This is a genomic window from Paucibacter aquatile (assembly GCF_002885975.1).
Classification (GTDB): Bacteria; Pseudomonadota; Gammaproteobacteria; order Burkholderiales; family Burkholderiaceae_C; genus Paucibacter_A; species Paucibacter_A aquatilis.
Genome location: NZ_POSP01000004.1, coordinates 1 through 25728, shown reverse-complemented (window position 1 = coordinate 25728; position 25728 = coordinate 1). Strand labels below are relative to the sequence as shown.

22 protein-coding genes and 2 rRNA genes are annotated in these 25728 nt (G+C 63.4%); 12 read left to right on the top strand and 12 right to left on the bottom strand.

Annotation, left to right across the window (positions count from 1 at the left end):
* Positions 1-70: 70 nt before the first annotated feature.
* From hpnC to hpnE, 3 genes are read left to right on the top strand one after another with little or no spacing between them, the layout of a single operon-like run.
* Positions 71-967 carry a squalene synthase HpnC gene (hpnC, locus tag C1O66_RS19760; RefSeq protein ID WP_102770386.1) on the top strand — a complete coding sequence of 299 codons (897 nt, stop codon included), beginning with the start codon at positions 71-73 and terminating at the stop codon, positions 965-967.
* Positions 964-1812: a presqualene diphosphate synthase HpnD gene (gene hpnD, locus C1O66_RS19755; RefSeq protein WP_102769766.1), complete on the top strand. Its 849-nt coding sequence runs from the start codon at positions 964-966 to the stop codon at positions 1810-1812. Before hpnC ends, hpnD begins: the two co-directional genes overlap by 4 nt.
* Positions 1812-3098, top strand: a complete 1287-nt coding sequence (gene hpnE, locus C1O66_RS19750) for a hydroxysqualene dehydroxylase HpnE (RefSeq protein ID WP_207796040.1) — start codon at positions 1812-1814, stop codon at positions 3096-3098. The genes hpnD and hpnE overlap by 1 nt, the downstream gene beginning before the upstream one ends.
* Positions 3099-3213: 115 nt before the next feature.
* Here the strand turns inward: hpnE and C1O66_RS19745 are convergent, their stop codons facing one another.
* Positions 3214-4413 carry a TIGR03790 family protein gene (locus C1O66_RS19745; RefSeq protein WP_243392894.1) on the bottom strand — a complete coding sequence of 400 codons (1200 nt, stop codon included), beginning with the start codon at positions 4411-4413 and terminating at the stop codon, positions 3214-3216.
* A gap of 99 nt (positions 4414-4512) precedes the next feature.
* Here C1O66_RS19745 and C1O66_RS19740 point away from each other — a divergent pair, with 99 nt between their 5' ends.
* Complete coding sequence (locus C1O66_RS19740) at positions 4513-5280, top strand: IclR family transcriptional regulator (protein ID WP_102769765.1); 768 nt, start codon at positions 4513-4515, stop codon at positions 5278-5280.
* 86 nt (positions 5281-5366) lie between these two features.
* Here C1O66_RS19740 and pbpG read toward each other — a convergent pair whose 3' ends face one another.
* The 6 genes from pbpG to C1O66_RS19710 form a co-directional block, all read right to left on the bottom strand.
* Positions 5367-6422: a D-alanyl-D-alanine endopeptidase gene (gene pbpG / locus C1O66_RS19735; RefSeq protein WP_102770383.1), complete on the bottom strand. Its 1056-nt coding sequence runs from the start codon at positions 6420-6422 to the stop codon at positions 5367-5369.
* 221 nt (positions 6423-6643) lie between these two features.
* Positions 6644-8185, bottom strand: coding sequence for a 2-isopropylmalate synthase (locus C1O66_RS19730; RefSeq protein ID WP_102770382.1), 1542 nt, complete (start codon positions 8183-8185; stop codon positions 6644-6646).
* A 217-nt stretch (positions 8186-8402) separates the two neighbouring features.
* Complete coding sequence (pssA, locus tag C1O66_RS19725; RefSeq protein WP_102769764.1) at positions 8403-9251, bottom strand: CDP-diacylglycerol--serine O-phosphatidyltransferase; 849 nt, start codon at positions 9249-9251, stop codon at positions 8403-8405.
* A gap of 149 nt (positions 9252-9400) precedes the next feature.
* A complete protein-coding gene (gene ilvC / locus C1O66_RS19720) occupies positions 9401-10417 on the bottom strand; it encodes a ketol-acid reductoisomerase (RefSeq protein WP_102769763.1) in 1017 nt (338 codons plus the stop codon).
* A gap of 83 nt (positions 10418-10500) precedes the next feature.
* On the bottom strand, positions 10501-10992 hold the full coding sequence (gene ilvN / locus C1O66_RS19715; protein ID WP_102769762.1) for an acetolactate synthase small subunit: 492 nt from the start codon (positions 10990-10992) through the stop codon (positions 10501-10503).
* A 168-nt stretch (positions 10993-11160) separates the two neighbouring features.
* Positions 11161-12966, bottom strand: coding sequence for an acetolactate synthase 3 catalytic subunit (locus tag C1O66_RS19710; RefSeq protein WP_102769761.1), 1806 nt, complete (start codon positions 12964-12966; stop codon positions 11161-11163).
* 270 nt (positions 12967-13236) lie between these two features.
* On the opposite strand from C1O66_RS19710, the gene C1O66_RS19705 reads away from it, so the two are divergent.
* The 5 genes from C1O66_RS19705 to C1O66_RS19685 are packed head-to-tail and all read left to right on the top strand — an operon-like array spanning position 13237 to position 16116.
* Complete coding sequence (locus C1O66_RS19705; protein ID WP_102769760.1) at positions 13237-13803, top strand: RNA polymerase sigma factor; 567 nt, start codon at positions 13237-13239, stop codon at positions 13801-13803.
* Entirely contained in the window at positions 13800-14252 is a 453-nt protein-coding gene (locus C1O66_RS19700; protein ID WP_102769759.1) for a DUF3619 family protein, read from the top strand. The genes C1O66_RS19705 and C1O66_RS19700 overlap by 4 nt, the downstream gene beginning before the upstream one ends.
* Before the next feature lie 3 nt (positions 14253-14255).
* Entirely contained in the window at positions 14256-15188 is a 933-nt protein-coding gene (locus C1O66_RS19695) for a DUF3106 domain-containing protein (RefSeq protein WP_102769758.1), read from the top strand.
* A gap of 3 nt (positions 15189-15191) precedes the next feature.
* The gene (locus C1O66_RS19690) at positions 15192-15725 is read left to right on the top strand and encodes an RDD family protein (protein WP_102769757.1); all 534 of its coding nucleotides are present in this window, start codon (positions 15192-15194) and stop codon (positions 15723-15725) included.
* A gap of 10 nt (positions 15726-15735) precedes the next feature.
* Positions 15736-16116: a diacylglycerol kinase gene (locus C1O66_RS19685; RefSeq protein ID WP_102769756.1), complete on the top strand. Its 381-nt coding sequence runs from the start codon at positions 15736-15738 to the stop codon at positions 16114-16116.
* 56 nt (positions 16117-16172) lie between these two features.
* Here C1O66_RS19685 and C1O66_RS19680 read toward each other — a convergent pair whose 3' ends face one another.
* Positions 16173-16511: a P-II family nitrogen regulator gene (locus C1O66_RS19680; protein ID WP_102769755.1), complete on the bottom strand. Its 339-nt coding sequence runs from the start codon at positions 16509-16511 to the stop codon at positions 16173-16175.
* 36 nt (positions 16512-16547) lie between these two features.
* Positions 16548-18236 carry an NAD+ synthase gene (locus tag C1O66_RS19675; protein WP_102769754.1) on the bottom strand — a complete coding sequence of 563 codons (1689 nt, stop codon included), beginning with the start codon at positions 18234-18236 and terminating at the stop codon, positions 16548-16550.
* A gap of 13 nt (positions 18237-18249) precedes the next feature.
* On the opposite strand from C1O66_RS19675, the gene C1O66_RS19670 reads away from it, so the two are divergent.
* Complete coding sequence (locus C1O66_RS19670; RefSeq protein WP_102770381.1) at positions 18250-19416, top strand: GNAT family N-acetyltransferase; 1167 nt, start codon at positions 18250-18252, stop codon at positions 19414-19416.
* A 126-nt stretch (positions 19417-19542) separates the two neighbouring features.
* On the opposite strand, the gene ppa is transcribed toward C1O66_RS19670, so the two are convergent.
* The gene (gene ppa, locus C1O66_RS19665; RefSeq protein WP_102769753.1) at positions 19543-20085 is read right to left on the bottom strand and encodes an inorganic diphosphatase; all 543 of its coding nucleotides are present in this window, start codon (positions 20083-20085) and stop codon (positions 19543-19545) included.
* Between the two features lie 294 nt (positions 20086-20379).
* Here ppa and C1O66_RS19660 point away from each other — a divergent pair, with 294 nt between their 5' ends.
* Both C1O66_RS19660 and C1O66_RS23790 read left to right on the top strand, forming a co-directional pair.
* Positions 20380-22575 carry a sodium-translocating pyrophosphatase gene (locus tag C1O66_RS19660; protein WP_102769752.1) on the top strand — a complete coding sequence of 732 codons (2196 nt, stop codon included), beginning with the start codon at positions 20380-20382 and terminating at the stop codon, positions 22573-22575.
* 169 nt (positions 22576-22744) lie between these two features.
* A complete protein-coding gene (locus tag C1O66_RS23790) occupies positions 22745-23605 on the top strand; it encodes a J domain-containing protein (protein WP_133155084.1) in 861 nt (286 codons plus the stop codon).
* 175 nt (positions 23606-23780) lie between these two features.
* On the opposite strand, the gene rrf is transcribed toward C1O66_RS23790, so the two are convergent.
* Positions 23781-23893: ribosomal RNA gene (gene rrf, locus C1O66_RS19650) — 5S ribosomal RNA — on the bottom strand.
* Positions 23894-24132: 239 nt separating this feature from the next.
* Positions 24133-25728: ribosomal RNA gene (locus C1O66_RS19645) — 23S ribosomal RNA — on the bottom strand; the annotation flags it as partial.

Sequence of the window (25728 nt, the reverse complement as noted above, 5' to 3'; positions counted from 1 at the left end):
ACCAGTGAAAACGGCGCATTGCAGGCTTGTCTTGCCGCCGACAAGCCTGAACGCACCCACAATCCTGGCCGTGAGCATAGAACACTACGAAAACTTTCCTGTTGCTTCCTGGCTGTGCCCGCCGCATTTGCGGCCGGCTGTGGCAGCGATCTATCACTTCGCCCGCTGCGCCGACGATCTGGCCGATGAGGGTCAGGTCAGCACCGAGCAGCGCCAGCAGGAGCTGCAGGCCTACCGTGCCGACCTGAACGCCGTGCTGGCGGGCCGGCCCGATTCCGGCCGCTGGCACACCACCGTCTTCGCCGGCCTGGCCCGGGTCCTGCCCCAATATCGGCTGCCCGCGCCCTTGCTGAATGATTTGATCTCGGCCTTCGAGCAGGATCTGGTCAAGACCTCCTATCGCGACCGCACGGAATTGCTGGACTACTGCCGGCGCTCGGCCAATCCGATCGGCCGCTTGCTGCTGCATCTCTACGGCATCGGCGATGCCGTGGCCTTGCAACGCTCGGACGCCATCTGCAGCAGCCTGCAACTGATCAACTTCTGGCAGGACTTCAGCCGCGACGGCCCGCGCGGCCGGCTCTACGTGCCCGAGCGTGATTTGCAGCGCCACGGGCTCAGCGGCGACGACATCCTGGCCTGCCGGGACAGCGCCTCGGCGCGGCGCCTGATTGCCGAGCTGTGCGACTGGGCTGAAGCCTTGATGCAGCAGGGCGCACCCCTGGTGCACCAGATTCCCGGGCGGGCCGGCTGGGAGTTGCGGGCGGTGGTACAAGGCGGCCTGCGCATTCTTGCGAAAATCCGCGCCATGCATCACGCCAGTCTTCTTCACCGCCCGGCCATTGGGCCATTTGACGCCCCGGCCCTGCTCTGGGCCTGCCTGCGCATGGGTCGCAGCCGCACGCTGAAACAGGCTGCCACGGCCGACCTGCGGCTGAGCGCCGCCCGCACCGAGGGCCGTCTGTGAGCCCGGAACAGTATGTGCAGGACAAGGCCGCCAAGAGCGGCTCGAGTTTCTATTACGCCTTTCTCTTTCTGCCGCCCGAGCGGCGTGCGGCCATCACGGCCTTCTATGCTTTCTGCCGTGAGGTGGACGATGTGGTGGACGAGATCGAAGACCTGGGCGTGGCCTCGACCAAGCTGGCCTGGTGGCGCAAGGAAGCGAGCCAGGCCTTCGCCGGCCAGCCCCAGCATCCGGTGATGAAGGCCTTGATGCCGCATTGCACGGCCTTCGACATCCGGCTCGAGCACCTGAACGCCGTCATCGAGGGCTGCCAGATGGATCTGGAGCAAACCCGTTACCTCGACTACCCCGGCTTGCAGCGCTACTGCCATCTGGTGGCCGGCGTGGTGGGCGAGGTGGCATCCGGCATCTTCGGCCGCAGCCAGCCAGAAACCATCGCCTACGCCCACAAGCTGGGCCAGGCCATGCAGCTGACCAACATCATCCGAGACGTCGGCGATGACGCGCGCCGCGGCCGCATCTACCTGCCCATCTCGGAGCTTCAGCAGTTCGACGTCAAGGCGCACGAGATCCTGCTGCGCAAAAAGCCCTGGGGCTACAGCGAGCGCTTCACCGCCTTGATGAAGTTCCAGGCGGCACGCGCCCACCAGCTCTACGACGAAGCCTTTGCCCTGCTGCCCGAGGCCGACCGCAAGGCGCAGAAGCCTGGCCTGATGATGGCCAATATCTACCGCGCCCTGCTGCGCGAGATCGAGGCCGAGAACTTCCGCGTGCTGGAGCAGCGCATCTCGCTGACACCGCTGCGCAAGCTCTGGCTGGCCATGCGCACCAACTGGCTGGGTCGCTGATGCTGGCAAAAGCGCGCGGCCTGCGCGTGGCCGTGATCGGCGGCGGCTGGGCCGGTCTCGCTGCTGCGGTGCGAGCCTGCGAGGCCGGCCACCAGATTGAGCTGTTCGACATGGCCGGCCAGCCCGGCGGCCGCGCGCGCAGCCTGCCGCCCGACGAAGCCGGCCTGCGTCTGGACAATGGCCAGCACATCCTGATCGGCGCCTACCGGCGCAGCCTGGCGCTGATGCGCCACCTGGGCCTCGCTCCTGAGGCCGCCCTGCTGCGCCTGCCCCTGCGTCTGCGCTACCCCGGGCATGAAGGCCTGCGCCTGCCGCCCGGCGCGGCCCTGCCCGCCTTTGTGCGCGGCGTGCTGGCCTGCAGGCGCTGGCCCTGGTCGGCGCGGCTGGGCCTGCTGCTCGGCGCGACCGGCTGGCTGCTGCGCGGCTTTCGCTGCGCGCCCGAGCTCAGCGTGGCCGAGCTCTGCCAAGGCCTGCCGCAGCCCATCAAGGACGAGCTGATTGATCCGCTCTGCGTCGCGGCGCTCAACACACCGGCCGCGCAGGCCAGCGCCAGCGTCTTCCTGCGCGTGCTGCACGACGCCCTGTTCAGCGGCCCCGGCAGCTCGGACCTGCTGCTGCCACGCCGGCCGCTGAGCGAGCTGCTGGCCGAGCCGGCGCAGGCGTGGCTGCTGGGCCAGGGCGCCGTGCTGCGGCTCAGCCAACGGGTGCAATCGCTGACCCGCAGCGCCGAGGGCGGTTGGCAGGTCGATGGCCAGGCCTTTGACCGCGTCATCCTCGCCTGCAGCGCCGCCGAGGCTGCCCGTTTGAGCTTCCCGTTGGCACCGGCCTGGAGCGCCCAGGCCGGTGCCCTGCACTACCAACCCATCATCACGGTCTATCTGCAGCACCCGGGCCCCGCCTGGCCCGCCCCCATGCTGGCCTTGCAAGAAGGGCCGCAGGCGCCGGCCCAGTTTGCCTTCGACCTGGGGCAGCTCAGCGCCGAGGCCGCCGGCCGCTCGGCCTGGGTGATCAGCGGGGCCGCGCCCTGGGTCGAGCGCGGGCTGGACGCCGCCGCGGAAGCCGTGCGACTGCAGGCCCAACAAGAGCTGGGCTGGACAGAGGCGCCGACCTTGATCCGCGTGCTGGCCGAGAAACGCGCGACCTTTGCCTGCACCCCGGGGCTGCAGCGCCCGCCCGCGGCCATCGCTCCCGGCTTGTGGGCGGCAGGCGACTATGTCGAGGGCCCCTACCCGGCCACGCTCGAGGGCGCAGTCATGGCGGGGGAGTTTGCGGCGGCGAATCTATAGCCCGGTCGCCGCTTCCTTGCCTCAAAAAAGGCTGTGCAAACGGCGCCACAGGGCTAGAAAGGCGGCGCAAACGGCGCCACAGGGCTAGAAAGGCGGCGCAAACGGCGCCACAGGGCTAGAAAGGCGGCGCAAACGGCGCCGCCAGAGGCTCACCCACAAACACCCCCTGCCCCGGCCAGGCCACGCTGTGCCAGTAGGCCTCCAGCGCACTCAAACCCTGGGCATAGCTGAGCAGCAGGATTTGTGGATGCGGGAACTTCTGCAGGTGGTTGCAGGGCTCGCTGACGGTGCCGTAGCTGGCCGTGGCGCCCGACTCCAACCAGTCGAGTGCGCTCATCTGCTCCTGCGGGCTGTTGCGCTCCAGCAGACCGCCGAAGGAGGTCAGGTGATCGGCCAGCGCGCCGGGCAGCCACTCGATACGGTCCAGGCCCTCCACCCGGGCCAAGCCGGTCACCATCAACAAGGCGCGAGGCAGGCGGGCGGGCAAGGCCTCACTGGACTCTCGCCGCGCCTCCAGGCCCAGGGCCCGGATGCTGCTGGCCGGCGGGAACAGGACCGAGCGCACGCTGCGCGCCGCATCGGGCGTGCTGACGAAATAGGCCTGGGCCGGCACGAAGGATGGCAGGCTGTGATCGGCAGCGATGCCGCGCTCGATCAAGGCCTGGGCGCTCTCGACCGATCGGGCGGCCAGCAGCATGGAGGGGCGCAGGCCCAGATCGCTGAAGGGCTTGCGACCTGAGTAGTTGAAGTAGGGCGACGGGCGGCTCGGCGCGCAGCTCTGCTTGCATATCTCCGGCTGGAAACCCAGGGCCAGGGCCGAGGTGATGGAGTTGCATTCAACCGCATAGGGCTGGGTCCAGGCCAGGGCCAGGCCTTGCACCTGGGGGCCCATGCGCTGACGCACGGTGGCTTGCAAGGCCTCGAATTCGGGCAGGCTCAAGCTCGCACGCACAGGGAGCTGCACGCGCAGGATCTGAGCCTCAGGGATGCCGCGCCGGCGCGCGTAGTACTCACCCACCGCCACGGAATAGGGGTCCTTGCTGTTGATCAGGAGGCCCAGGTCGGCCGCGGTCAGACGGCCTTGCAGCTTGGGCAGACGCAACCAGCTCGGAGCCGGAGCGGCCCGCGCTGACGCGCTGGCTGCCGAGTTGGCACTCGAAGACGCGGATGAGCTGCCCGCCGCGCTGGATGCCGGCTGCTGCGGCCCGGCTGCCGGTGGCGCCTCGGTCAGCGCCGCGGCGGGATCGATGAGCGCTTGAGCCTGCACCGCCAGCGCCAGCGAGATGCCGGCGGCTGCCAAGCCCAGCCATTGCACGATGCGAACTGCCGGCGCTGTTGCGCAGGCGAAACCATGTCGTGAGCTGAATCTATTTTTCGCAATGCAAAACAAGCCGAAACCTCGCACAATCTGCGAATGAAGAACAAAGAAGCTCAAACGCCTGCCATCCAGGTGCTGGAGCGCACGTTTGCGCTGCTCGATGTGCTGGCGAGCCACCAGGACCCGGTCTCGCTGAAGGAAATCGCCGAGACCACAGGCCTGCACCCCTCGACCGCGCACCGCATTCTCAACGACCTGGCCATCGGCCGCTTCGTCGATCGGCCCGAAGCCGGCAGCTACCGCTTGGGCATGCGCATGCTGGAGCTGGGCAATTTGGTCAAGGCGCGGCTTGATGTCCGCGACGCCGCCCTGGGCCCCATGCGCGAGCTGCACAAATTCACCCACCAGCCGGTCAATCTCTCGGTACGCCAGGGCGATGAGATCGTCTACATCGAGCGCACCTACAGCGAACGCTCGGGCATGCAGGTGGTGCGCGCCGTCGGCGGACGTGCCCCGCTGCACCTGACTTCGGTGGGCAAGCTCTTTCTGGCCAGCGACGACCCGACACGGGTGCGCGCCTACGCCACCCGCACCGGTCTGGCCGGCCACACCCGCAACAGCCTGACCGAGATTGGCGCCCTGGAGCGCGAACTGGCCATCATCCGCCAGCGCGGCCTGTCGCGCGACGACGAAGAGCTGGAGCTGGGCGTGCGCTGCATGGCCGCCGGCATCTACGACGACCAGGCCAAGCTGGTGGCCGGCCTGTCCATCTCGGCCCCGGCCGACCGGCTGGAAGAAAGCTGGCTGGCGCGGCTCAAGGAAACCGCCGCGCAGATCTCGGCCTCCTTGGGCTACCGCGGCTGAAGCCTCAGGCTTGCTTGCATCAGGTCGACAGGCAATAAAAAAACGCGCTCGAGGAGCGCGTTTTTCATGGCTGAAGCGGAGCCCGCTCAGATCGTCGGTTTGGCGTGCACCGCCGCAGTGGCGCTGGGGTTGCTGCTGATCCACTTGCGAACGCGCTCGGCGTCGGCGATTCGGGTGTATTTGCCGGTCGAATCCAGGAAGACCATGATCAGCTTGCGGCCGGCCATGCGGGCCTGCATGACCAGGCAACGGCCCGCCTCATTGATGAAGCCGGTCTTCTGCAGGCCGATGTCCCAGGCGGGGTTGCTGACCAGGGCATTGGTGCTGTGGAACTGCAGCTGGCGGCGGCCCAGGGCAACCTGGTATTCCTTGGAGGTGGACAGCTCGCGCAGCAGGGGCACCTCGTGCGCCACTTTCACCAGTGCCGCCAGATCCTTGGCGCTGGACTGATTGCGGCTGGACAGGCCGGTGGGCTCGACATAGTGCGTGTCCGTCATGCCCAGGGACTGAGCCTTGTGGTTCATGGCGGCCACAAAGGAGGCCAGACCGCCGGGGTAATTGCGACCCAGCGCATTGGCGGCGCGGTTTTCCGAGGACATCAGGGCCAGATGCATCATCTCGCCCCGGGTCAGCGTGGCGCCGACGGTCAGGCGCGAACGGGTGTACTTCTCCGAGTCGATGTCTTCCTCGGTGATGGTCAGCTTCTCGTCCATGGACTGGCCGGCTTCCACCACCACCAAGGCCGTCATCAGCTTGGTGATCGAGGCGATGGGCAGCACGGCCTGCGAGTTCTTGGCGAACAGGACTTCGTTGGTGTCTTGGTCGAGCACCAGCGCGACGCTGGACTTGAGCTTGAGCGAGTCCTCAACCGCGTGCAGGCCGTAAAGCTGACCAAACGTCGGCTTGGCCGCCGCCTCAACGGCCGCCGCTGCGCCGAGCGCCACTGCGGTCTTGCCGGCCTTGGACTTCACCGAAGTCCGGCCACTCGCCTTGACCGGCGATTTGGCTTGCGCGGCGCGAGCCGCTTTGCTCAGGTGTGTGCTGCGCGCGGCAGGCTTGGCGGCGCGGGCATTCTTGGCCACCGGGGCCTTGTTCGAGCTGGCAGCCTCGGCCACCGGTGCGGCGCCGAGAAAACCGGCCATGACCAGCGCCAGGCTGGCAGACAGGTGCGTCAACTGCTTCGAGAAATTGTTCTTCAAACTGGGCCCCCAACAACTGTCGGCAGTGTAGGTGAAAGGAAAAATACAGGCAAGATCAATCGCTTAGCGCAGACTCTTAAAGCTGGAGAAAGCCGTCAAAACAGCCTTCTCCAGCCTGCTGGCGCGCCGCCGAAGGCCCCGGGGCCGCGGGCCTCAGCGACCGATCAGCCCTGCGCCGCGACCCGCTCGGTCTTGCTTTGCAGCTTGTTCAGCGCGCTCAAATATGCCTTGGCTGAGGCGACCACGATATCGGGATCGGCCCCCACGCCATTGACCACGCGACCGGCATGCTGCAAGCGCACCGTCACCTCGCCTTGCGATTCTGTGCTGCCGCTTGTGATGGCATTGACCGAATAGAGCAGCATCTCGGCGCCACTTTGAACGGTGGATTCGATGGCGCGTAGAACCGCATCCACCGGCCCGTTGCCGCTGCTCTCGGCCCGGTGTTCTTGCGCGCCGACCGCAAACACCACGCTGGCGTGCGGCTGCTCGCCCATCTCGGAGCGCTGCGACAGCGCGACCAGGCGGTAGTGCTCCTGGTCCGAGCTGACCGACTCGTCCATCACCAGGGCGATGATGTCCTCGTCGAAGATCTCGTTCTTGCGGTCGGCCAGATCCTTGAAGCGCACGAACGCGGCATTGACCTCGGCCTCGGACTCGAGCGCGATGCCCAACTCTTGCAGGCGCTGCTTGAAGGCATTGCGGCCACTCAGCTTGCCCAGCACGATCTTGTTGGCGCTCCAACCCACGTCTTCGGCGCGCATGATTTCGTAGGTGTCACGTGCCTTGAGTACGCCGTCCTGGTGGATGCCGGAGGCATGGGCAAAAGCATTGGCGCCCACCACCGCCTTGTTGGGCTGCACCACAAAGCCGGTGGTCTGCGAGACCAGGCGCGAGGCGGCGACGATGTGCGACGCGTCGATATTGCAATCGAGGCCGAAGTAGTCGCGACGGGTCTTGACGGCCATCACCACTTCTTCCAGCGAGCAATTGCCCGCACGCTCGCCCAGGCCGTTGATGGTGCATTCGATCTGACGCGCGCCGCCGATCTTCACGCCGGCCAGGGAATTGGCCACGGCCATGCCCAGGTCGTTGTGGCAGTGCACGGACCAGATCGCCTGATCCGAGTTGGGCACGCGCTCGCGCAGGGTCTTGATGAAATTGCCGTAGAGCTCCGGGATGGCGTAGCCCACGGTGTCCGGGATGTTGATGGTGCGGGCGCCTTCCTTGATCACCGCTTCGATCACGCGGGCCAGGAAATCCGGATCGGAGCGATAACCGTCTTCCGGCGAGAACTCCACATCGCCGGTCACATTGCGGGCAAAGCGCACGGCCTGGATCGCCTGCTCCAGCACCTGTTCACGTGTCATGCGCAGCTTCTTCTCCATATGGAGCTCGCTGGTGGCGATGAAGGTGTGGATGCGCGAGCGCGCCGCGCCCTTGAGCGCCTCGGCCGCACGGGCGATGTCGCGATCGTTGGCACGGGCGAGCGAGCAGATGGTGCTTTCACGCACAGCGTCGGCAATCGCCTTGACCGCCTCGAAATCACCGTTCGAGGAAGCCGCAAAGCCCGCCTCGATCACATCGACCTTGAGCCGCTCCAGCTGACGCGCAATGCGTAGCTTTTCGTCCTTCGTCATCGAGGCGCCGGGCGATTGCTCGCCGTCGCGCAAGGTGGTGTCGAAGATGATCAGCTGGTCAGCCATGAGGGTCTCCAAGTGGCTCGGGTTGAGGGACAGAAAAACAAAACGGCCCGCGAAGCAGATGCTTGGCGGGCCGGTGATGTGCGAGGAAACTGGTGTGTAACGACGTGCGCGATCAGCGGGCCCGGGGCTCGATGGCTAGTAGCAGCAGTGCGGATGCGGTGGTCGACAACATGGGCTTGAATATAGCACGCGAAATGCACGCCAAAGCACGGGCGCCTCAGTCGTGCAAGCCCTTTTCATCGGGCTCGTCGGTCGATGTGGCGATCACGCTGACCGGCTTGCCCTTCATGCGCTTGTAGCCGTAGACCACATAGCCCGAAAGGCCGTAGGCACAGAACAAGCCAAAGAGCACGCGCGGCGGGTCGATGTTGATAACGGCAATCCCCAGCGCAATCGCCACGATCACGATGAAGGGGACCGAACGCTTGAAGCTCACATCCTTGAAGCTGTAGAACGGCGCATTGGTGACCATGGTCAGGCCCGCGTACAGCGTGAAGCCGAACGCCACCCAAGCCAGCGACGGCGTGCTGTGGATGGCCTTGAAGCCGGCGTCATCCACCACCCAGACCAGGCCCATCACCAGGGCCGCGGCAGCCGGGCTGGGCACACCCTGGAAGAAACGCTTGTCCACCACCGCGATATTGGTGTTGAAACGCGCCAGACGCAGGGCGGCACCGGCGATGTAAACGAAAGCTGCGAACCAGCCCCACTTGCCCAAGCCGGACAAGGCCCAGATGTACATGATCAGCGCCGGCGCGGCGCCGAAGGAGACCATGTCAGAGAGGCTGTCCATCTGCTCGCCGAAGGTGCTCTGCGTGTTGGTCATGCGCGCCACACGGCCGTCCAGGCTATCCAGCACCATGGCCGCAAAAATGCCGTAGGCCGATTGTTCGAAGCGGCCATTCATGGCCATCACGATGGCGTAAAAGCCGCTGAACAGGGCCGCCAGGGTGAAGAGATTGGGCAGGATGTAGATGCCCTTGCGGCGCCGGCGCACCGGCTCGTGCGCCTCGATGTCCTCATCGTCAGGCAGGGCTGCGGGCAGTGGATTCTTGGGATCGGTCATGGGGCGCAAGGATACAACAGGGGCTCCAAAGAAAAAGCCGCGAACATGTCGCGGCTTTGAGATGATTCACCCCTCAGCCCGGCCGCAAGCATGCGGCCCGGCCTTCGTGAGGCGTCGTCGAGCGCGCAGGCGCTCGACTCGGTCCACACTCAGTTCTTCGACTGGTCAACCAGGCGATTCTTCTTGATCCAGGGCATCATGGCGCGCAGCTTCTCGCCCACTTGCTCGATCGGATGCTCGGCGGTCAGGCGGCGACGGCTCAGCAGGGTCGGTGCGCCGGCCTTGTTTTCCAGAATGAAGCTCTTGGCGTACTCGCCAGTCTGGATGTCCTTCAGGCACTGACGCATGGCGTTCTTGGTCGCCTCGGTCACCACGCGCGGGCCGGTCACGTACTCACCGTACTCGGCGTTGTTGGAGATCGAGTAGTTCATGTTGGCGATACCGCCTTCATAAATCAGGTCAACAATCAACTTCAGCTCGTGCAGGCACTCGAAGTAGGCCATCTCGGGCGCGTAGCCGGCTTCGGTCAGGGTTTCAAAGCCTGCCTTGATCAGCTCCACGGCACCGCCGCACAGCACGGCTTGTTCGCCGAACAGATCGGTCTCGGTCTCTTCGCGGAAGTTGGTCTCGATGATGCCGGCCTTGCCACCGCCGTTGGCGGAGGCATAGCTCAGAGCCAGATCGCGGGCGCGACCGGTCTTGTCGGCGTAGACAGCGATCAGGTGGGGCACGCCGCCACCCTGGGTGTAGGTGCCGCGCACGGTGTGGCCGGGGGCCTTGGGCGCGACCATCCAGACGTCCAGATCGGCGCGCGGCGTGACCTGGCCGTAGTGCACATTGAAGCCGTGAGCGAAGGCCAGCGAAGCGCCGGGCTTGATATGGGGCTCGACCTCGTTCTTGTAGACCTCGGCGATCTGCTCGTCGGGCAGCAGGATCATGACCACATCGGCGGCCTTCACGGCCTCGGCGATTTCGGCCACCTTCAGGCCTGCGTTCTCGGCCTTGGCCCAGGACGCGCCGCTGCGGCGCAGACCGACGGTGACCTTGACGCCGCTGTCGTTCAGATTTTGCGCATGGGCATGGCCTTGTGAGCCGTAGCCGATGATGGTGACGTTCTTGCCCTTGATGAGGCTGAGGTCGGCGTCCTTGTCATAAAAAACGTTCATGTCGGTCTCCAGAAAAATTCAGTGAATCGGTCGAAAAAAGAGGGGTGGGTACTGCCAGAAGGGTCAGATGAAATCGGGCGTCATCAAAGGCGCAAGATGCGCTCGCCGCGGCCGATGCCGCTAGTGCCTGTGCGCACCGTTTCTAGGATGGAGGCGCGGTCGATCGCACCGATGAAGGCATCGAGCTTGCTGGCATCGCCGGTCAGCTCGATGGTGTAGGTCTTCTCAGTCACATCGATGATGCGGCCGCGGAAGATGTCGGCGGTGCGCTTCATCTCTTCGCGCTCCTTGCCGACCGCGCGCACCTTGATGAGCATGAGCTCGCGCTCGGTGTAATTGCCTTCGGTCAGGTCCACGACCTTGACCACTTCGATCAGGCGGTTCAGGTGTTTGGTGATCTGCTCGATCACCTCGTCCGAACCCGTCGTGACGATGGTCATGCGCGACAAGGATGCATCCTCGGTCGGCGCCACGGTCAGGCTCTCGATGTTGTAGCCACGGGCGGAGAACAAGGCGACGACGCGCGACAGCGCGCCCGGCTCGTTCTCGATGAGCAGTGCAATGATGTGTTTCATGGGTGTGGTCTCGTCCTTCGCGCTCTTCAAACCGGCGGCGGTAACCGACGGCTCTTGGCCACGCTCTTCGATGGAGGGAAACAGGTGCGAGGCTTGGGCGGAGTGCTGCGGGCGAGGCCTTTGACATCAGCGCGGTAACGCTGGCGCCCAGGCCCTGCCCTCAGGCACTCACAGGTCCTCGGACCCCAGGCGCATTTCCGAAATGCCCTTGCCCGCCTGGACCATGGGCCAGACGTTCTCGGCAGGATCGGTGCGGATGTCGAGAAAGACCGTGCGGTCCTTCAGGCGCATGGCTTCACGCAGCGCGCCTTCGACATCACCGGGCTTTTCGACCAGCAGGCCGACATGGCCGTAGGCCTCGGCCAGCTTGACGAAATCGGGCAGCGCTTCCATATAGCTGTGGGAGTAGCGCTTGCCGTAGTCGAGCTCCTGCCACTGCCGCACCATGCCGAGGTAGCGGTTGTTCAAGGCGACGATCTTGACCGGCGTCTTGTACTGCTGGCAGGTGGACAGTTCCTGGATGCACATCTGGATGCTGCCCTCGCCGGTGACGCAGAACACGTCCGATTCCGGCTTGGCCAGCTTGATGCCCATGGCGTAGGGCAGGCCCACACCCATGGTGCCGAGGCCGCCGGAGTTGATCCAGCGACGCGGTTCTTCGAAGCGGTAAAACTGGGCCGCCCACATCTGGTGCTGCCCCACATCGGAGGTGATGTAGGCGTCGCGGTCCTTGGTCAGGTTCCACAAAGTCTCGACCACCATCTGCGGCTTGATCACCTCGGTGGACGGCTTGTAGGCCAGACATTCGCGGCGACGCCATTCGTTGATCTGGCTCCACCAGGCATTGATGGAGGCCGAATCGGGCTTGGCCTGTGCTTCCTTGATCTGAAAGATCAGCTCTTGCAGCACGTCCTTGACGTCACCGACGATGGGGATGTCCACGCGCACACGCTTGGAGATCGAGGACGGGTCGATGTCCACATGGATGATCTTGCGCTCGACCTGGGCGAAGTGCTTGGGGTTGCCGATCACCCGGTCATCGAAACGCGCGCCCACGGCCAGCAGCACATCGCAGTGCTGCATGGTCATATTCGCTTCGTAGGTGCCGTGCATGCCCAGCATGCCCAGGAACTTGGGGTCGCTGGCGGGAATGGCGCCCAGGCCCATCAAGGTGTTGGTGCAGGGGTAGCCCAGCAGATTGACCAGCTCACGCAGCTCGGCTGAGGACTCGCCCAAGATGACGCCGCCACCCGAGTAGATGTAGGGGCGTTTGGCCTGCAGCAAGAGCTGCACGGCCTTGCGGATCTGGCCCGAGTGGCCCTTGCGCGCCGGGTTGTAGGAGCGCATCTCCACATGCTTGGGGTACTCGAAGGCAGCGCCCAGCTTGGCCATGGAGACATCTTTGGGGATGTCCACCACCACCGGACCGGGCCGGCCGGTGCGGGCGATGTGGAAGGCTTTCTTCATCGTCATGGCCAGATCGCGCACATCCTTGACCAGGAAGTTGTGCTTGACGATGGGCCGGGTGATGCCGACGGTGTCGCATTCCTGGAAGGCGTCCAGGCCGATCGCCGGCGTGGGCACCTGGCCGGTCACGATCACCATGGGGATCGAGTCCATATAGGCGGTGGCGATGCCGGTGATGGCATTGGTCACGCCCGGACCGGAGGTCACCAGGGCCACGCCGACATCGCCGGTGGCGCGGGCATAGCCGTCAGCGGCATGCACGGCAGCCTGCTCATGGCGAACCAGAACGTGTTGGATGGTTTCCTGTTTGTACAGTGCGTCGTAGATGTACAGCACCGCGCCGCCGGGATAGCCCCAAAGGAATTGAACACCTTCGGCCTGCAGGCAGCGAACCAGGATCTCGGAACCGTTGAGGTCCGACGAGGAGGGAGAGGGGTTTGAGGAGTGAGGCTGCGCACGACCATCAGAGGCCGCAACGCGCTTGACTTCCGCGCTAGACATGTCCATTTCGAACCTTTGTGAATTTCTCTAACGAAAAACCATCGGTGTCCCTTCTCGCACCCTTGTGAGGTGGACTCGGAACCTGCGCGATCAAAAAACTTGGCACCCGGGTCGGGCAAGCCAGTCTGAGACCAGTGACTTCATTGTGCGAAGCAACATTATGCACCGACTCGGGTGCGCCTCCGTCGACTTGCTCGCCTAGAACGGCGCTCCAGCGCCACGCAATGCGATACTTCGCGCTGTTTTGCCAGTCCGGGCTTGCCGCCCTCCTCCTCCTTGGCCACCGACAAAGAACTCAACGATTTCCTGCGCAGCGTCGACCAACGCGCGTTCAAACGCACCGCCTACATGGTGCGTGACGACGATGCCGCGCTGGACATCGTGCAAGACGCCATGATCCGCCTGGCCGAAAAGTACTTCGACCGCCCGGCGGCCGAACTGCCCATGCTGTTCCAGCGCATCCTGTCCAACGCGACCATGGATTACTTCCGGCGCAAGAAGGTGCGCAACGGGGTGATGCAAAACATGTCGGACTTCGAAGGCAGCGACGAAGACGGCGATTTCGACCTGCTCGAAATGCTGGAAGGCCAGGAGGGCGCGCTGGGCGCCTTGAGCGCGGCCGACGAGGTGTCGCGGGCCCAGATCTTGCAGGTCATTGATGCGGAAGTGGCGGAGCTGCCGGCGCGTCAACGGGAAGCCTTCCTGCTGCGTTACTGGGAGGAACTGGATGTCGCGGAGACCGCCAGCGTCATGGGATGCTCGGAAGGCAGTGTTAAAACTCACTGCTCCCGAGCCACGCATGCATTGGCAAAATCGCTGAAGGCCAAGGGAATCACACTATGAACACGTCGAAGCACTCACAGTTTGCGCAAGAGCTGGACGCCCGCGTGGCACGTTTCGGCCTGCGCGTGGCCGCTGGCCTGAGCGAACGCAACCAGGCCTTGCCGGCCGATGTTTCCGAACGCCTGCGTTTCGCCCGCGAGCAGGCCCTGCTCAAGGCGCGCAGCGCCCGCGCGGCCCAGAGCGAACTCGCGCCCAGCACCCAGCTGGTGCGCAACGGCGCCAGCTTGGCCCTGTTCGGGGGCAAAGGGTCGCCGCGCTGGCTGAAGTTCGCCTCGCTGATGCCGCTGTTCATGCTGGTTCTTGGCCTGGCACTGATTCAGCATGGTCAGTTCTACGAGCAAATTCTGGCCGCTGCCGAAGTGGACACGGCCTTGCTGGCCGACAACCTGCCCCCTTCGGCTTACAGCGACCCAGGTTTCTCTGAATTCTTGAGCGACGAGCAAGACTGACGGATGCGCACCATTGCCCCCTCGAAAGGCGCGTCCATCCGGTCCGACCTCTCCACGACTTTCTGCGGCGGGCTCGCTGCCGCTTTGCTGAGCCTGATCACGTCGACAGCCTTGGCGCAGATTCCGACGCCGGTCAGCGAAGCCGCCAGCGTGCCGGGCGCAAGCGCTCCTGCGGCCAGCGCCGTGCCACCGCCCAAAGCTCTGCCCCCCGCCACCGCCGCTTCGGCGGTCAAGCGAGCGCCCGCTCCTATCCTCGGTGCGGGGACGGCCTTGCTACCTCCGAACTGGACAGCCTTGAGCGCGGCGCAAAAGAAGATCTTGGCCCCGCTCGAACGCGACTGGGACGGTCTGGACACCGGCCGCAAGAGCAAATGGCTGGAAGTGGCACAACGCTTTCCCGGTCTGCCGGCGGAAGAGCAAGCGCGCATGCAAGAGCGTATGCGCGATTGGACGCGACTCAGTGCCGCCGAGCGCCAGCAAGCGCGAGCCGGCTTCCAAGCCGCCGCCCAGCAATTGAATCCAGGTGACCGCCAGGCCAAATGGGAGGCCTACCAGGCTCTGCCGCCGGAGAAGCGCCAGCAACTTGCGGACAAGGCAGCCAAAAAGCAGGCGCCGAAGAAGGTCGGCGTTCCGGCTGCAGCCGCCATCGCAAGCCAGACCAAGTCCAATCTTGTGCCAGCCCTGCCCAAGAGCTTGCCTGTCAAGCCCGTGGCCCCTTCTGTGCTGCAAGCAAAACCGGGGGTCAGCACGGTGCTGATCACACAGCATGCGCTGCGCCCCAGCCACCAGCGCGCGGGCCAAACCAAGGTGTGGGCCGACCCCAGCTTGGTCGACAGCAAGACCTTGCTGCCCAAGCGGCGCCCGGCGTCGGCCACACCTGCGGCCGCCACGGCTTCCGCCCCTCTCGCAGCGAGCACTGCCGCTTCCGCCCCCTGATCCATGAGCGACTCTGATTCCCTGACACCCGCGCCGGCGCGGGCGCCCGGCTTGGCACGACGCCTGGCGGCTTTCCTGTATGAAGGAATCCTGCTGTTTGCGGTGGCCATGGTCACGGGCCTGGTGTACTCACCGCTGGCGCAACAACGCCACGCACTGGAGCACCGCAACGGCTTGATGCTGGCCTTGGCTTGCAGCTTTGGCGCCTACTTCGTCTATTTCTGGAGCCGCAGCGGCCAGACCCTGCCGATGAAGACCTGGCACATCCGTGTGCTGCGCCTCGATGGCCAGCCCCTGAGCGTGGGTCAGGCCCTGCTGCGCTATGTTTTGAGCTTCGCCTGGTGGCTGCTGCCGGTGATGGCGGCACTGCAGATGCGCCAGCACGGCCTGGGCTTTGGCGCCATCAGTGTGGTGGGCCTGCTCGGTTTGCTGGGCTATGCCGCACTGAGCCGGGTACTGCCTGGCGGGCAGTTTTTGCATGATGTGATCGGCCGCACCCAGTTGGTCAGCCAGGTCCCGACTCCTAAATCCAAGTGAGCACTTCGAGATGAGCAACCCGCACAAGGGCCGTACCGGCATCGACCGCATCATCCATGCGGCCGGCTATTCCATGTCCGGACTGAAGGCGGCCTACACCGGGGAAAGTGCGTTTCGCCAGGAGGTCTGGCTGTTGATCCTGGCCACGCCGGCCGCTTTCTGGCTGGGCGAGGGCTGGGTGCAGGTGTCGCTGCTGCTGGGTTCGCTGCTGCTGGTGCTGATCGTCGAGTTGCTGAACTCGGGCATCGAAGCCGCGATCGACCGTGTGTCCTTCGAGATCCACGATTTGTCCAAGCGGGCCAAGGACCTGGCCAGCGCCGCCGTGCTGCTGGCTCTGCTGCTGTGCGTCGGTGTGTGGGGCGCAGCCTTGTGGCAGCGCTTCATGGCCTGAGCCAAGGCGGCCGAGCGCCTCATGGCGTCAGCGGCGCGAACCGCTGACGCGAGGTCTCAGACCGCGGCTTCGTCGGTCTCACCGGTGCGGATGCGCACCACCTGCTCGACCGGGGTGACGAAAATCTTGCCGTCGCCAATCTTGCCGGTCTTGGCTGCCTTGAGGATGGCGTCGATGCAACGCTCGACATCTTCGTCCTTGACCACCACCTCCACCTTCACCTTGGGCAGGAAGTCCACCACGTACTCGGCGCCGCGGTAGAGCTCGGTGTGGCCCTTCTGGCGGCCAAAGCCCTTGACTTCGGTGACGGTCAAGCCCGATGCGCCCACCTCGGCCAGCGATTCGCGGACTTCGTCCAGCTTGAAAGGCTTGATGATGGCGGTGATCTGCTTCATGGACGAATGCTCCTGGAAAGATGGGGACCTGGGGATTTAAGCACGGAACTTCGAGGTAATCGGATAGCGCCAATCCCGCCCGAAAGCGCGATGGGTGATGCGAATACCGATGGGCGCCTGACGGCGCTTGTATTCGTTGATCTTGATCAGCCGGGTCACACGCTCGACATCGGCCGGATCAAAGCCCGCCGCGACAATCTCGGCCAGAGACTGATCCTCTTCCATATAGCGGGCGAGGATGGCGTCCAGCACCTCGTACGGCGGCAGACTGTCCTGATCCTTCTGATCGGGGCGTAGCTCGGCCGAGGGCGGCCGGGTGATGATGCGTTCGGGGATGATGGGGCCGACCGTACCATCGGCACGCCGCGTGGGCTGCTCGTTACGCCAGCGCGCCAGGCGGAAGACCAAGGTCTTGGCGACATCCTTGATCACGGCGAAGCCACCGGCCATATCGCCGTACAGCGTGCAGTAGCCGGTGGCCATTTCGCTCTTGTTGCCGGTGGTCAGCACGATGGAGCCAAACTTGTTGGACAGCGCCATCAGCAAAGTGCCGCGGATGCGGGCCTGGATGTTTTCTTCGGTCGCGTCCAGTGGCAGACCCTGGAACTCCTCAGCCAGGCTGGCGTTGAAGGCCTCGAACATGGGCACGATGGATTTTTCGTCGTAGCGCACGCCCAGGCGCTCCGCCATGTCGCGGGCGTCAATCCAGGAAATATCCGCCGTGTAGGGCGACGGCATCATCACCGTGCGCACCTTGTCGGCGCCCAGCGCATCGACCGCAATGGCCAACACAAGGGCCGAATCGATGCCGCCGGACAGGCCGATCAAAGCCCCCGGGAAGCCGTTCTTGCCGATGTAATCCCGCACGCCGGTGACCAAAGCGCCCCAGGCTTGGGCTTCCAGCTCCGGCAGAGGCAAGACCTGACCCTGGACGCGCCCCTGGGCATCCAGTTCGATCAGCAGCAGTTCCTCTTCGAACATGGCTGCCCTAGCAGCGAGCTGGCCCTGGGCGTCGAGCGCGAACGACGCGCCATCAAACACCACCTCGTCCTGCCCGCCCACCAGATGGGCGTAGAGCAAGGGCAAGCCCACATCGGCCACCCGCTCGGCCATGCGCGCCTCGCGCTCGGCCACCTTGCCCAAATGGAAGGGGGAGGCATTCAGCACGCACAGCACCTGGGCGCCGGCCGCCTTGGCGGCGCGGGCGGGTTCGTCGAACCAGGCGTCTTCGCAGATGTTCAAGCCAAAACGCAAACCGCCGACATCAAAGACCAGAGGCGCCTCGCCCGCATCACGACCCGAGACGAAATAGCGCCGCTCGTCAAAGACCTGGTAATTGGGCAGCTCGCGCTTGGCATAGCTGCGCAAGACCTGTCCCCCTGCCAGCACTGAGGCTGCATTGAAGCGCGCCGGCACGGCCCAGCTCTTGGACCTAAGATCCGCCGCTCCCTCGCGTTGCAGTGGATGGCCGACGACGACATGCAAACCCGAGCAATCAGCCAGTTCGCTGGCGATCCAATGCAGCTGCTCATCGCAGGCCTGCATGAATGCGGGCCGCAGCAACAGATCTTCGGGCGGATAGCCGCACAGGCTCAGTTCGGGGGTCAGCAAGAGCTGGGCGCCGGCCTCATGGGCGCGGCGCGCGAACTCGACAATCTTTCTGGCGTTGCCCGCGAGATCACCGACGGTGACATTGATTTGCGCAAGCGCGACTTTCACGGACATGGGCCTCACACAGATGAAAACTAGCTCGGCCGATTATGTCATCCGGGTCCATTCCGACCTGCAGGAGCTGCCTCTCGACGCCTGGAATGCCTTGCTGGCTGAGCAAGCCCAGGCCACGCCTTTCATGCGCCTGGAATACCTGCAAGCGCTGCAGCAATCGGGCAGCGCCACGGCGGCCACCGGTTGGCAAGCGCAGTTCCTGAGTGTCTGGCAGGGCGAGCGCTTGATTGCAGCTTGCCCGGCCTATTTGAAAAGCCACTCCTACGGCGAATACGTGTTTGACTGGGCCTGGGCCGATGCCTACCAACGCCATGGCCTGGACTACTACCCCAAGCTGCTGGTGGCCGTGCCCTTCACCCCGGTGCCCGGCGCTCGGCTGCTGGCCGCGGATGGGGCTGCGCGACAGTTGCTCCTGGATGCGCTGCTGACTCTGGCGCGCCAACAATCGCTGTCCTCCGCGCACATCCTGTTTGCAAACGAAGCGGAGCAGTCCGCGGCAAGCACGGGGGGCTGGATGACGCGCAACGGCGTGCAGTTCCATTGGAGCAATCGCTCAGATACACCTTACCGAGACTTCGAGGACTTCCTCGCCTCGCTGCAGCGCGAGAAGCGCAAAAAGATTCTGCAGGAAGAACGCAAAGTGCGCGAGGCCAGCGTGAGCTTCGAAGCTCGCCAGGGCACGGAGATTCAAGAGGCGGATTGGGATTTCTTCTACCGCTGTTACCAGCTGACCTACCGCGCCCACCACAGCCGGCCCTATCTGACGAGGGACTTCTTTCGGCTCATGGCACAGCGCATGCCCGAACACTGGCTGCTGTTCATCGCCCGGCGCGAGGGACAGGCGGTGGCCGCCTCACTGATCGCGCTGGACCCGGAGCAAGGCGTGGCGTTTGGACGTTACTGGGGGGCGACCGAAGCCATCTCCTGCCTGCACTTCGAGGCCTGCTACTACCAGCCCTTGCGCTGGTGCATCGCCCGGGGCTACCAGCGCTTCGAAGGAGGCGCGCAGGGCGAGCACAAGATGGCGCGGGGCCTGATGCCGGTCAGCACCGGCTCCAGCCACTGGCTGGCACACCCGGACTTCAGCCAGGCCGTGGCGGAATTCCTCGGGCGCGAGGGGCAAGCAATGCATGCCTACGTCAACGAGCTGGAATTGCACCAGCCCTTCAAGCCCAGCTGACCCCTGTCCGGCGCTTGCCGTCCTCAAAGGCCACAAAAAAAGCGCCGGCACAAGGCTGTGCGGGCGCTTTTGCGGCGGCGGGCTGAACGCAGCGTTGCTGAGGAGCCAGCCTCAGCCAGCAGGCACTCAGGCCTTGGCCTGAGCCTTGGCGTAGTTTTCGATGCCGGCGGTGATTTCAGCCTTGGCGGCTTCCGGGCCTTCCCAGCCTTGCACCTTGACCCACTTGCCGGGCTCCAGGTCCTTGTAGTGCTCGAAGAAATGCTGGATGGCGTTCAGGCGCATCTTGTTCACGTCTTCGGGCTTTTGCCAGTGGGTGTACATCGGCAGGATCTTCTCGATGGGCACGGCCAGCAGCTTGGCATCGCCGCCTGCTTCATCTTCCATCTTCAGCACGCCCACCGCGCGGCAGGTCACCACCACGCCCGGGGTCAGCGGGTACGGCGTCACCACCAGCACATCCACCGGGTCGCCGTCATCCGACAGGGTCTGCGGGATGTAGCCGTAGTTGCAGGGATAGTGCATGGCCGTGGTCATGAAACGGTCCACGAACATGGCGCCGGTTTCCTTGTCGACCTCGTACTTGATCGGGTCGGCGTTCATCGGGATCTCGATGATGACGTTGAACTGTTCTGGCGCCTTGGCGCCGGGTGTGACGTTGTGCAGGCTCATGATTCTCTTGGTCTAACGCGAGGGGAAACCCGGATTCTAAGGGCTGCGCTTACACCGCCGTGACAGCGGTGGCGCAAGCTGCAACACCCCAGGCTACGACACACCGCTGGACTTGGACGTCAGCGCATCGTTTACCCGCAAACACTGGGTAAACACCCAGAGCGCTCGATTGCTTTACGCAAAGCCCATCCCGTAGCATCAAACGCAGCGACCTGAGCCGCCACCGTGCAGGTCTGGCGTAGGGGCATCGAGGCGCATTCCGATTTGGCAGTTACACCAACAGGAGACCCGTTCATGACGACCCAATTGGCGCTGTACTTCGCGCTGGCCTGCGGTATCGCCGCAGTCTTGTATGGCTTCATCCAGAGAAGCTGGATCTTGAGTCAGGACGCGGGCAATCCCCGCATGCAGGAAATCGCCGCGGCCATCCAGCAAGGGGCCGCCGCCTACCTCGCACGGCAGTACAAGACAATTGCCGTGGTCGGCGTCGTGCTGACCCTCTTGATTGCCTTCTTCCTGGACCTGCGCACCGCCATCGGCTTTGTCTTGGGCGCGGTGCTTTCGGGCGCCTGCGGCTTCATCGGCATGAATGTCTCGGTGCGTGCCAATGTGCGCACCGCCCAGGCCGCCACCAAGGGCATCGGCCCGGCGCTGGATGTCGCGTTCAAGGGCGGCGCCATCACCGGCATGCTGGTCGTGGGCCTGGGCTTGCTGGGCGTGAGCCTGTTCTTCTGGTACCTCAGTGGTGGCGAGAAGGTGGATTCCGCCACGCTCAAGCCCTTGCTGGGCTTTGCCTTCGGCTCTTCGCTGATCTCCATCTTCGCTCGCCTGGGTGGCGGCATTTTCACCAAGGGCGCCGATGTGGGCGCTGACCTGGTGGGCAAGGTCGAAGCCGGCATTCCCGAGGACGACCCGCGCAACCCGGCGGTGATCGCCGACAACGTCGGCGACAACGTCGGCGACTGCGCCGGCATGGCCGCTGACTTGTTCGAGACCTATGCGGTCACCCTGATCGCCACCATGGCGCTGGGCGCTCTGGTGGTGACTGCTGCACCGATGGCCGCCATCCTCTACCCGCTGATGCTGGGGGGCGTGTCCATCATCGCGTCCATCATCGGCTGCTACTTTGTCAAAGCCTCACCTGGCATGAAGAATGTGATGCCGGCGCTTTACAAAGGCCTCGCAGTGGCCGGCGTGCTGTCCCTGATCGCCTTCTACTTCGTCACCAATGCAGTCGTGCCCGATGACGCCCTGGGTGCCGGCACCCGCATGCGCTTGTTCGGCGCATGCGCCGTCGGCTTGGTGCTGACCGCGGCCCTGGTCTGGATCACCGAGTTCTACACCGGCACCCAGTACTCGCCCGTCAAACACATCGCACAAGCGTCCACCACCGGTCACGGCACCAACATCATCGCGGGCCTGGGCGTGTCGATGCGTTCGACAGCATGGCCCGTGCTGTTTGTTTGCGCCGCCATTCTGGCGACCTATCAACTCGGCGGTCTGTACGCGATCGCCGTGGCCGCCACCTCCATGCTGAGCATGGCCGGCATCGTCGTTGCACTGGACGCCTACGGTCCCATCACCGACAACGCCGGCGGCATTGCCGAGATGTCCGAACTGCCTTCCAGCGTGCGCGACGTGACGGACCCCCTGGACGCCGTGGGCAACACCACCAAGGCCGTGACCAAGGGCTACGCCATTGGCTCGGCCGGCCTTGCCGCGCTGGTGCTGTTCGCGGACTACACCCACTCGCTGGAAAGCCGCGGCCTGAGCGTGAGCTTCGACCTCAGCGACCCCAAAGTCATCGTGGGCCTGTTCATCGGCGGCCTGATCCCCTATCTGTTCGGCGCCATGGCCATGGAAGCGGTCGGCCGTGCTGCGGGCGCGGTGGTCGTCGAAGTTCGCCGCCAGTTCCGCGACATCAAGGGCATCATGGATGGCAGCGGTAAGCCCGAGTATGGCACCGCCGTCGACATGCTGACCACTGCAGCGATCAAGGAAATGATCGTGCCCTCACTGCTGCCCGTGGTGGTACCGGTCTTGGTCGGCCTGCTGCTCGGCCCCGCCGCATTGGGCGGCCTGTTGATGGGCACCATCGTCACCGGCCTCTTTGTCGCCATTTCCATGTGCACCGGCGGCGGCGCTTGGGACAACGCCAAGAAATACATCGAAGACGGCCACCACGGCGGCAAGGGCTCGGAAGCTCACAAGGCCGCGGTGACGGGCGATACGGTCGGTGACCCCTACAAAGACACCGCCGGCCCTGCCGTCAACCCGCTGATCAAGATCATCAACATCGTGGCCTTGCTGATCGTTCCGCTGCTGCCTTTGCCCACCACGGCACCGGCCGCAGCCCACGGCACGAACAGCCCAGCCGCCATTGCTGCACAACCGACCGATTCGCCACAGGCTGCGTCCGACACCAAGGTGCTTACCGCGGCGCCAGGCTCAGCTGCGGAACAAGCCAGCGCCGCCGCCTCTCAACCTTGACAGACTGAATCAAAAGTACTGGAGCGAGCGATTCGCCGATTGGCAGGCTCACACGGGTTAGCCCCGAGATAAAACAGCCCCTGCGGGGGCTGTTTTCATTTCAGGAACTTCACTCGTCACGCCACAATAGAACTGTTTGAATGACCGTCCAACCCACTCACTCGGTGCCATGAACAATTCTGCGCTTTCAAGGCATGGACTGGACCGCCGAAGGGCTCAATTGCGTGAGCTGCAGCGCTATTTGCAAGCCCAGGAGCAGGAATTCTTCGAACTGCATGGCCAACTGAGGGCTTTCGTCGACCGGTATGTGGCCACGCTTGGCTCCTCCTATTTGGAATTGGATGCTCTGGAATCGCAGTTACACACGGCCACCCAATACTTGGCCGAAGCTTTGCGCCGCAATGGCATTTCAGCTCGCACGCCACGTGCGCCGCAAGCCACGGCCTTGCCAACCATCCCTTTCTTGCCCACAGCGCCACCGCTTCCCGCGGAACCCGCTGCCGGGGTGATCGATCTGCCGCCGCCGAGCTTAAAGACTTTGTATCGGCGCGCAGCCATGCGTCTGCATCCTGATTTCGCCGACAACGAGAACGAGCGTCAGCGCCGCGAGCAAGCCATGATGCTGGTGAACGAAGCCTACGCCTCAGAAAACCGAACACGCCTGGAAGCACTACTCCTGGCTGCCGGAGAAGATCCACTCAAAGTCACCGGAGGTAATGCCGATGCCTTGCACGAATGGCTCAGCCGCTGCGAGAACTCGGTACAAGGCCGTCTCCGCGTGGTTCAAGCCCACCGCGTTGCGCTCGAAGCTCACCCCATGCATCAACTCTGGCAGGCCATCAGTCGGGCCGAAAAACTGGGGCTGGACCCATTCCATGTGATGGTCCAACGCCTGCGCAGCCAAATTGCAGAACGTCGCCAGGAGCTCTATATCGGCCAACGCCTACAACCGGAACCCGGCCTCGCCGAAGATTTTTTGCGTCGACGTATCGAACGCATGGGGGCGAGCCTAGGGGTTGATAGCGCCTGAGAAAGAGCGCGCCGAAACAATCTTCCCGCTACGCCTTTGCTTCATATTGAATCCAAAGGCACGACGCAAGGTGCCTGGCCGATCGAAGACAAAGCTTTCATCGTCACAAGGATTTGCGACCTGTAAAGCAAAACGCCCCCGATTCTTTCGAACCGGGGGCGCTGCTTAGATATTAGCCTGACGATGACCTACTTTCACACGGGAACCCGCACTATCATCGGCGCTGAGGCATTTCACTGTCCTGTTCGGGATGGGAAGGAGTGGGACCGCCTCGCTATGGTCATCAGGCTTAACTGGTTGGCTTGCTGAAGTCTCGTCAGAGATTTTCAACAGGCCCAATTTGTAGAGCTGCGCAGTATACATGAGTTCGTCATGTATTGCACTTCGAATCAGCTGGTTTTGATTGCGTTCACACGTTGGATCATTTCGTTGAATGATCTGACTTCTGAAGAACGGTATAACTTGTGTCCTCAATAATCCTTGATCAGATCGGCTGATGTTTCCATCGCCTGAACTGTCAAAGTTATAGGGTCAAGCCTCACGGGCAATTAGTACTGGTTAGCTTAACGCATTACTGCGCTTCCACACCCAGCCTATCAACGTCCTGGTCTCGAACGACCCTTCAGGGGGCTCAAGGCCCCGGCAAGACTCATCTTGAGACGAGTTTCCCGCTTAGATGCTTTCAGCGGTTATCTCTTCCGCACTTAGCTACTCGGCGATGCCACTGGCGTGACAACCGATACACCAGAGGTGCGTCCACTCCGGTCCTCTCGTACTAGGAGCAGGCTCTCTCAATCTTGCAGCGCCCACGGAAGATAGGGACCAAACTGTCTCACGACGTTTTAAACCCAGCTCACGTACCTCTTTAAATGGCGAACAGCCATACCCTTGGGACCGGCTACAGCCCCAGGATGAGATGAGCCGACATCGAGGTGCCAAACACCGCCGTCGATATGAACTCTTGGGCGGTATCAGCCTGTTATCCCCAGAGTACCTTTTATCCGTTGAGCGATGGCCCTTCCATACAGAACCACCGGATCACTTTGTCCTACTTTCGTACCTGCTCGACTTGTCAGTCTCGCAGTCAAGCACGCTTATGCCAATGCACTATCAACACGATTTCCGACCGTATTTAGCGTACCTTCGAACTCCTCCGTTACACTTTGGGAGGAGACCGCCCCAGTCAAACTGCCCACCATACACTGTCCCCAATCCCGATAAGGGACCAAGGTTAGAACCTCAAACACACCAGGGTGGTATTTCAACGTTGGCTCCATGAGAACTAGCGTCCTCACTTCAAAGCCTCCCACCTATCCTACACAGATCTGTTCAAAGTCCAATGTAAAGCTACAGTAAAGGTTCATGGGGTCTTTCCGTCTTTCCGCGGGGAGATTGCATCATCACAAACATTTCAACTTCGCTGAGTCTCTGGAGGAGACAGTGTGGCCATCATTACTCCATTCGTGCAGGTCGGAACTTACCCGACAAGGAATTTCGCTACCTTAGGACCGTTATAGTTACGGCCGCCGTTTACTGGGACTTCAGTCAAGAGCTTGCACCCCATCATTTAATCTTCCAGCACCGGGCAGGAGTCACACCCTATACGTCGACTTTCGTCTTTGCAGAGTGCTGTGTTTTTAATAAACAGTTGCAGCCACCGATTCTCTGCGGCCCCATTCTGCTTCGAGAGTAAATCTCTACACATACTAGAGGCACACCTTCTTCCGAAGTTACGGTGTCAATTTGCCGAGTTCCTTCTCCAGAGTTCTCTCAAGCGCCTTAGAATACTCATCTCGCGCACCAGTGTCGGTTTGCGGTACGTCGTCAATAGCTGAAGCTTAGTGGCTTTTCCTGGAAGCAGGTATCACTCACTTCGTCTGCAAGCAGACTCGTTATCACGCCTCATCTAAGCTCTCCGGATTTGCCTAAAGAGCACGACTACACGCTTGAACCAACTATTCCAACAGTTGGCTGAGCTAACCTTCTCCGTCCCCACATCGCACTATTGATCGGTACAGGAATATTTACCTGTTTCCCATCAGCTACGCATCTCTGCCTCGCCTTAGGGGCCGACTCACCCTACGCCGATGAACGTTGCGTAGGAAACCTTGCGCTTTCGGCGA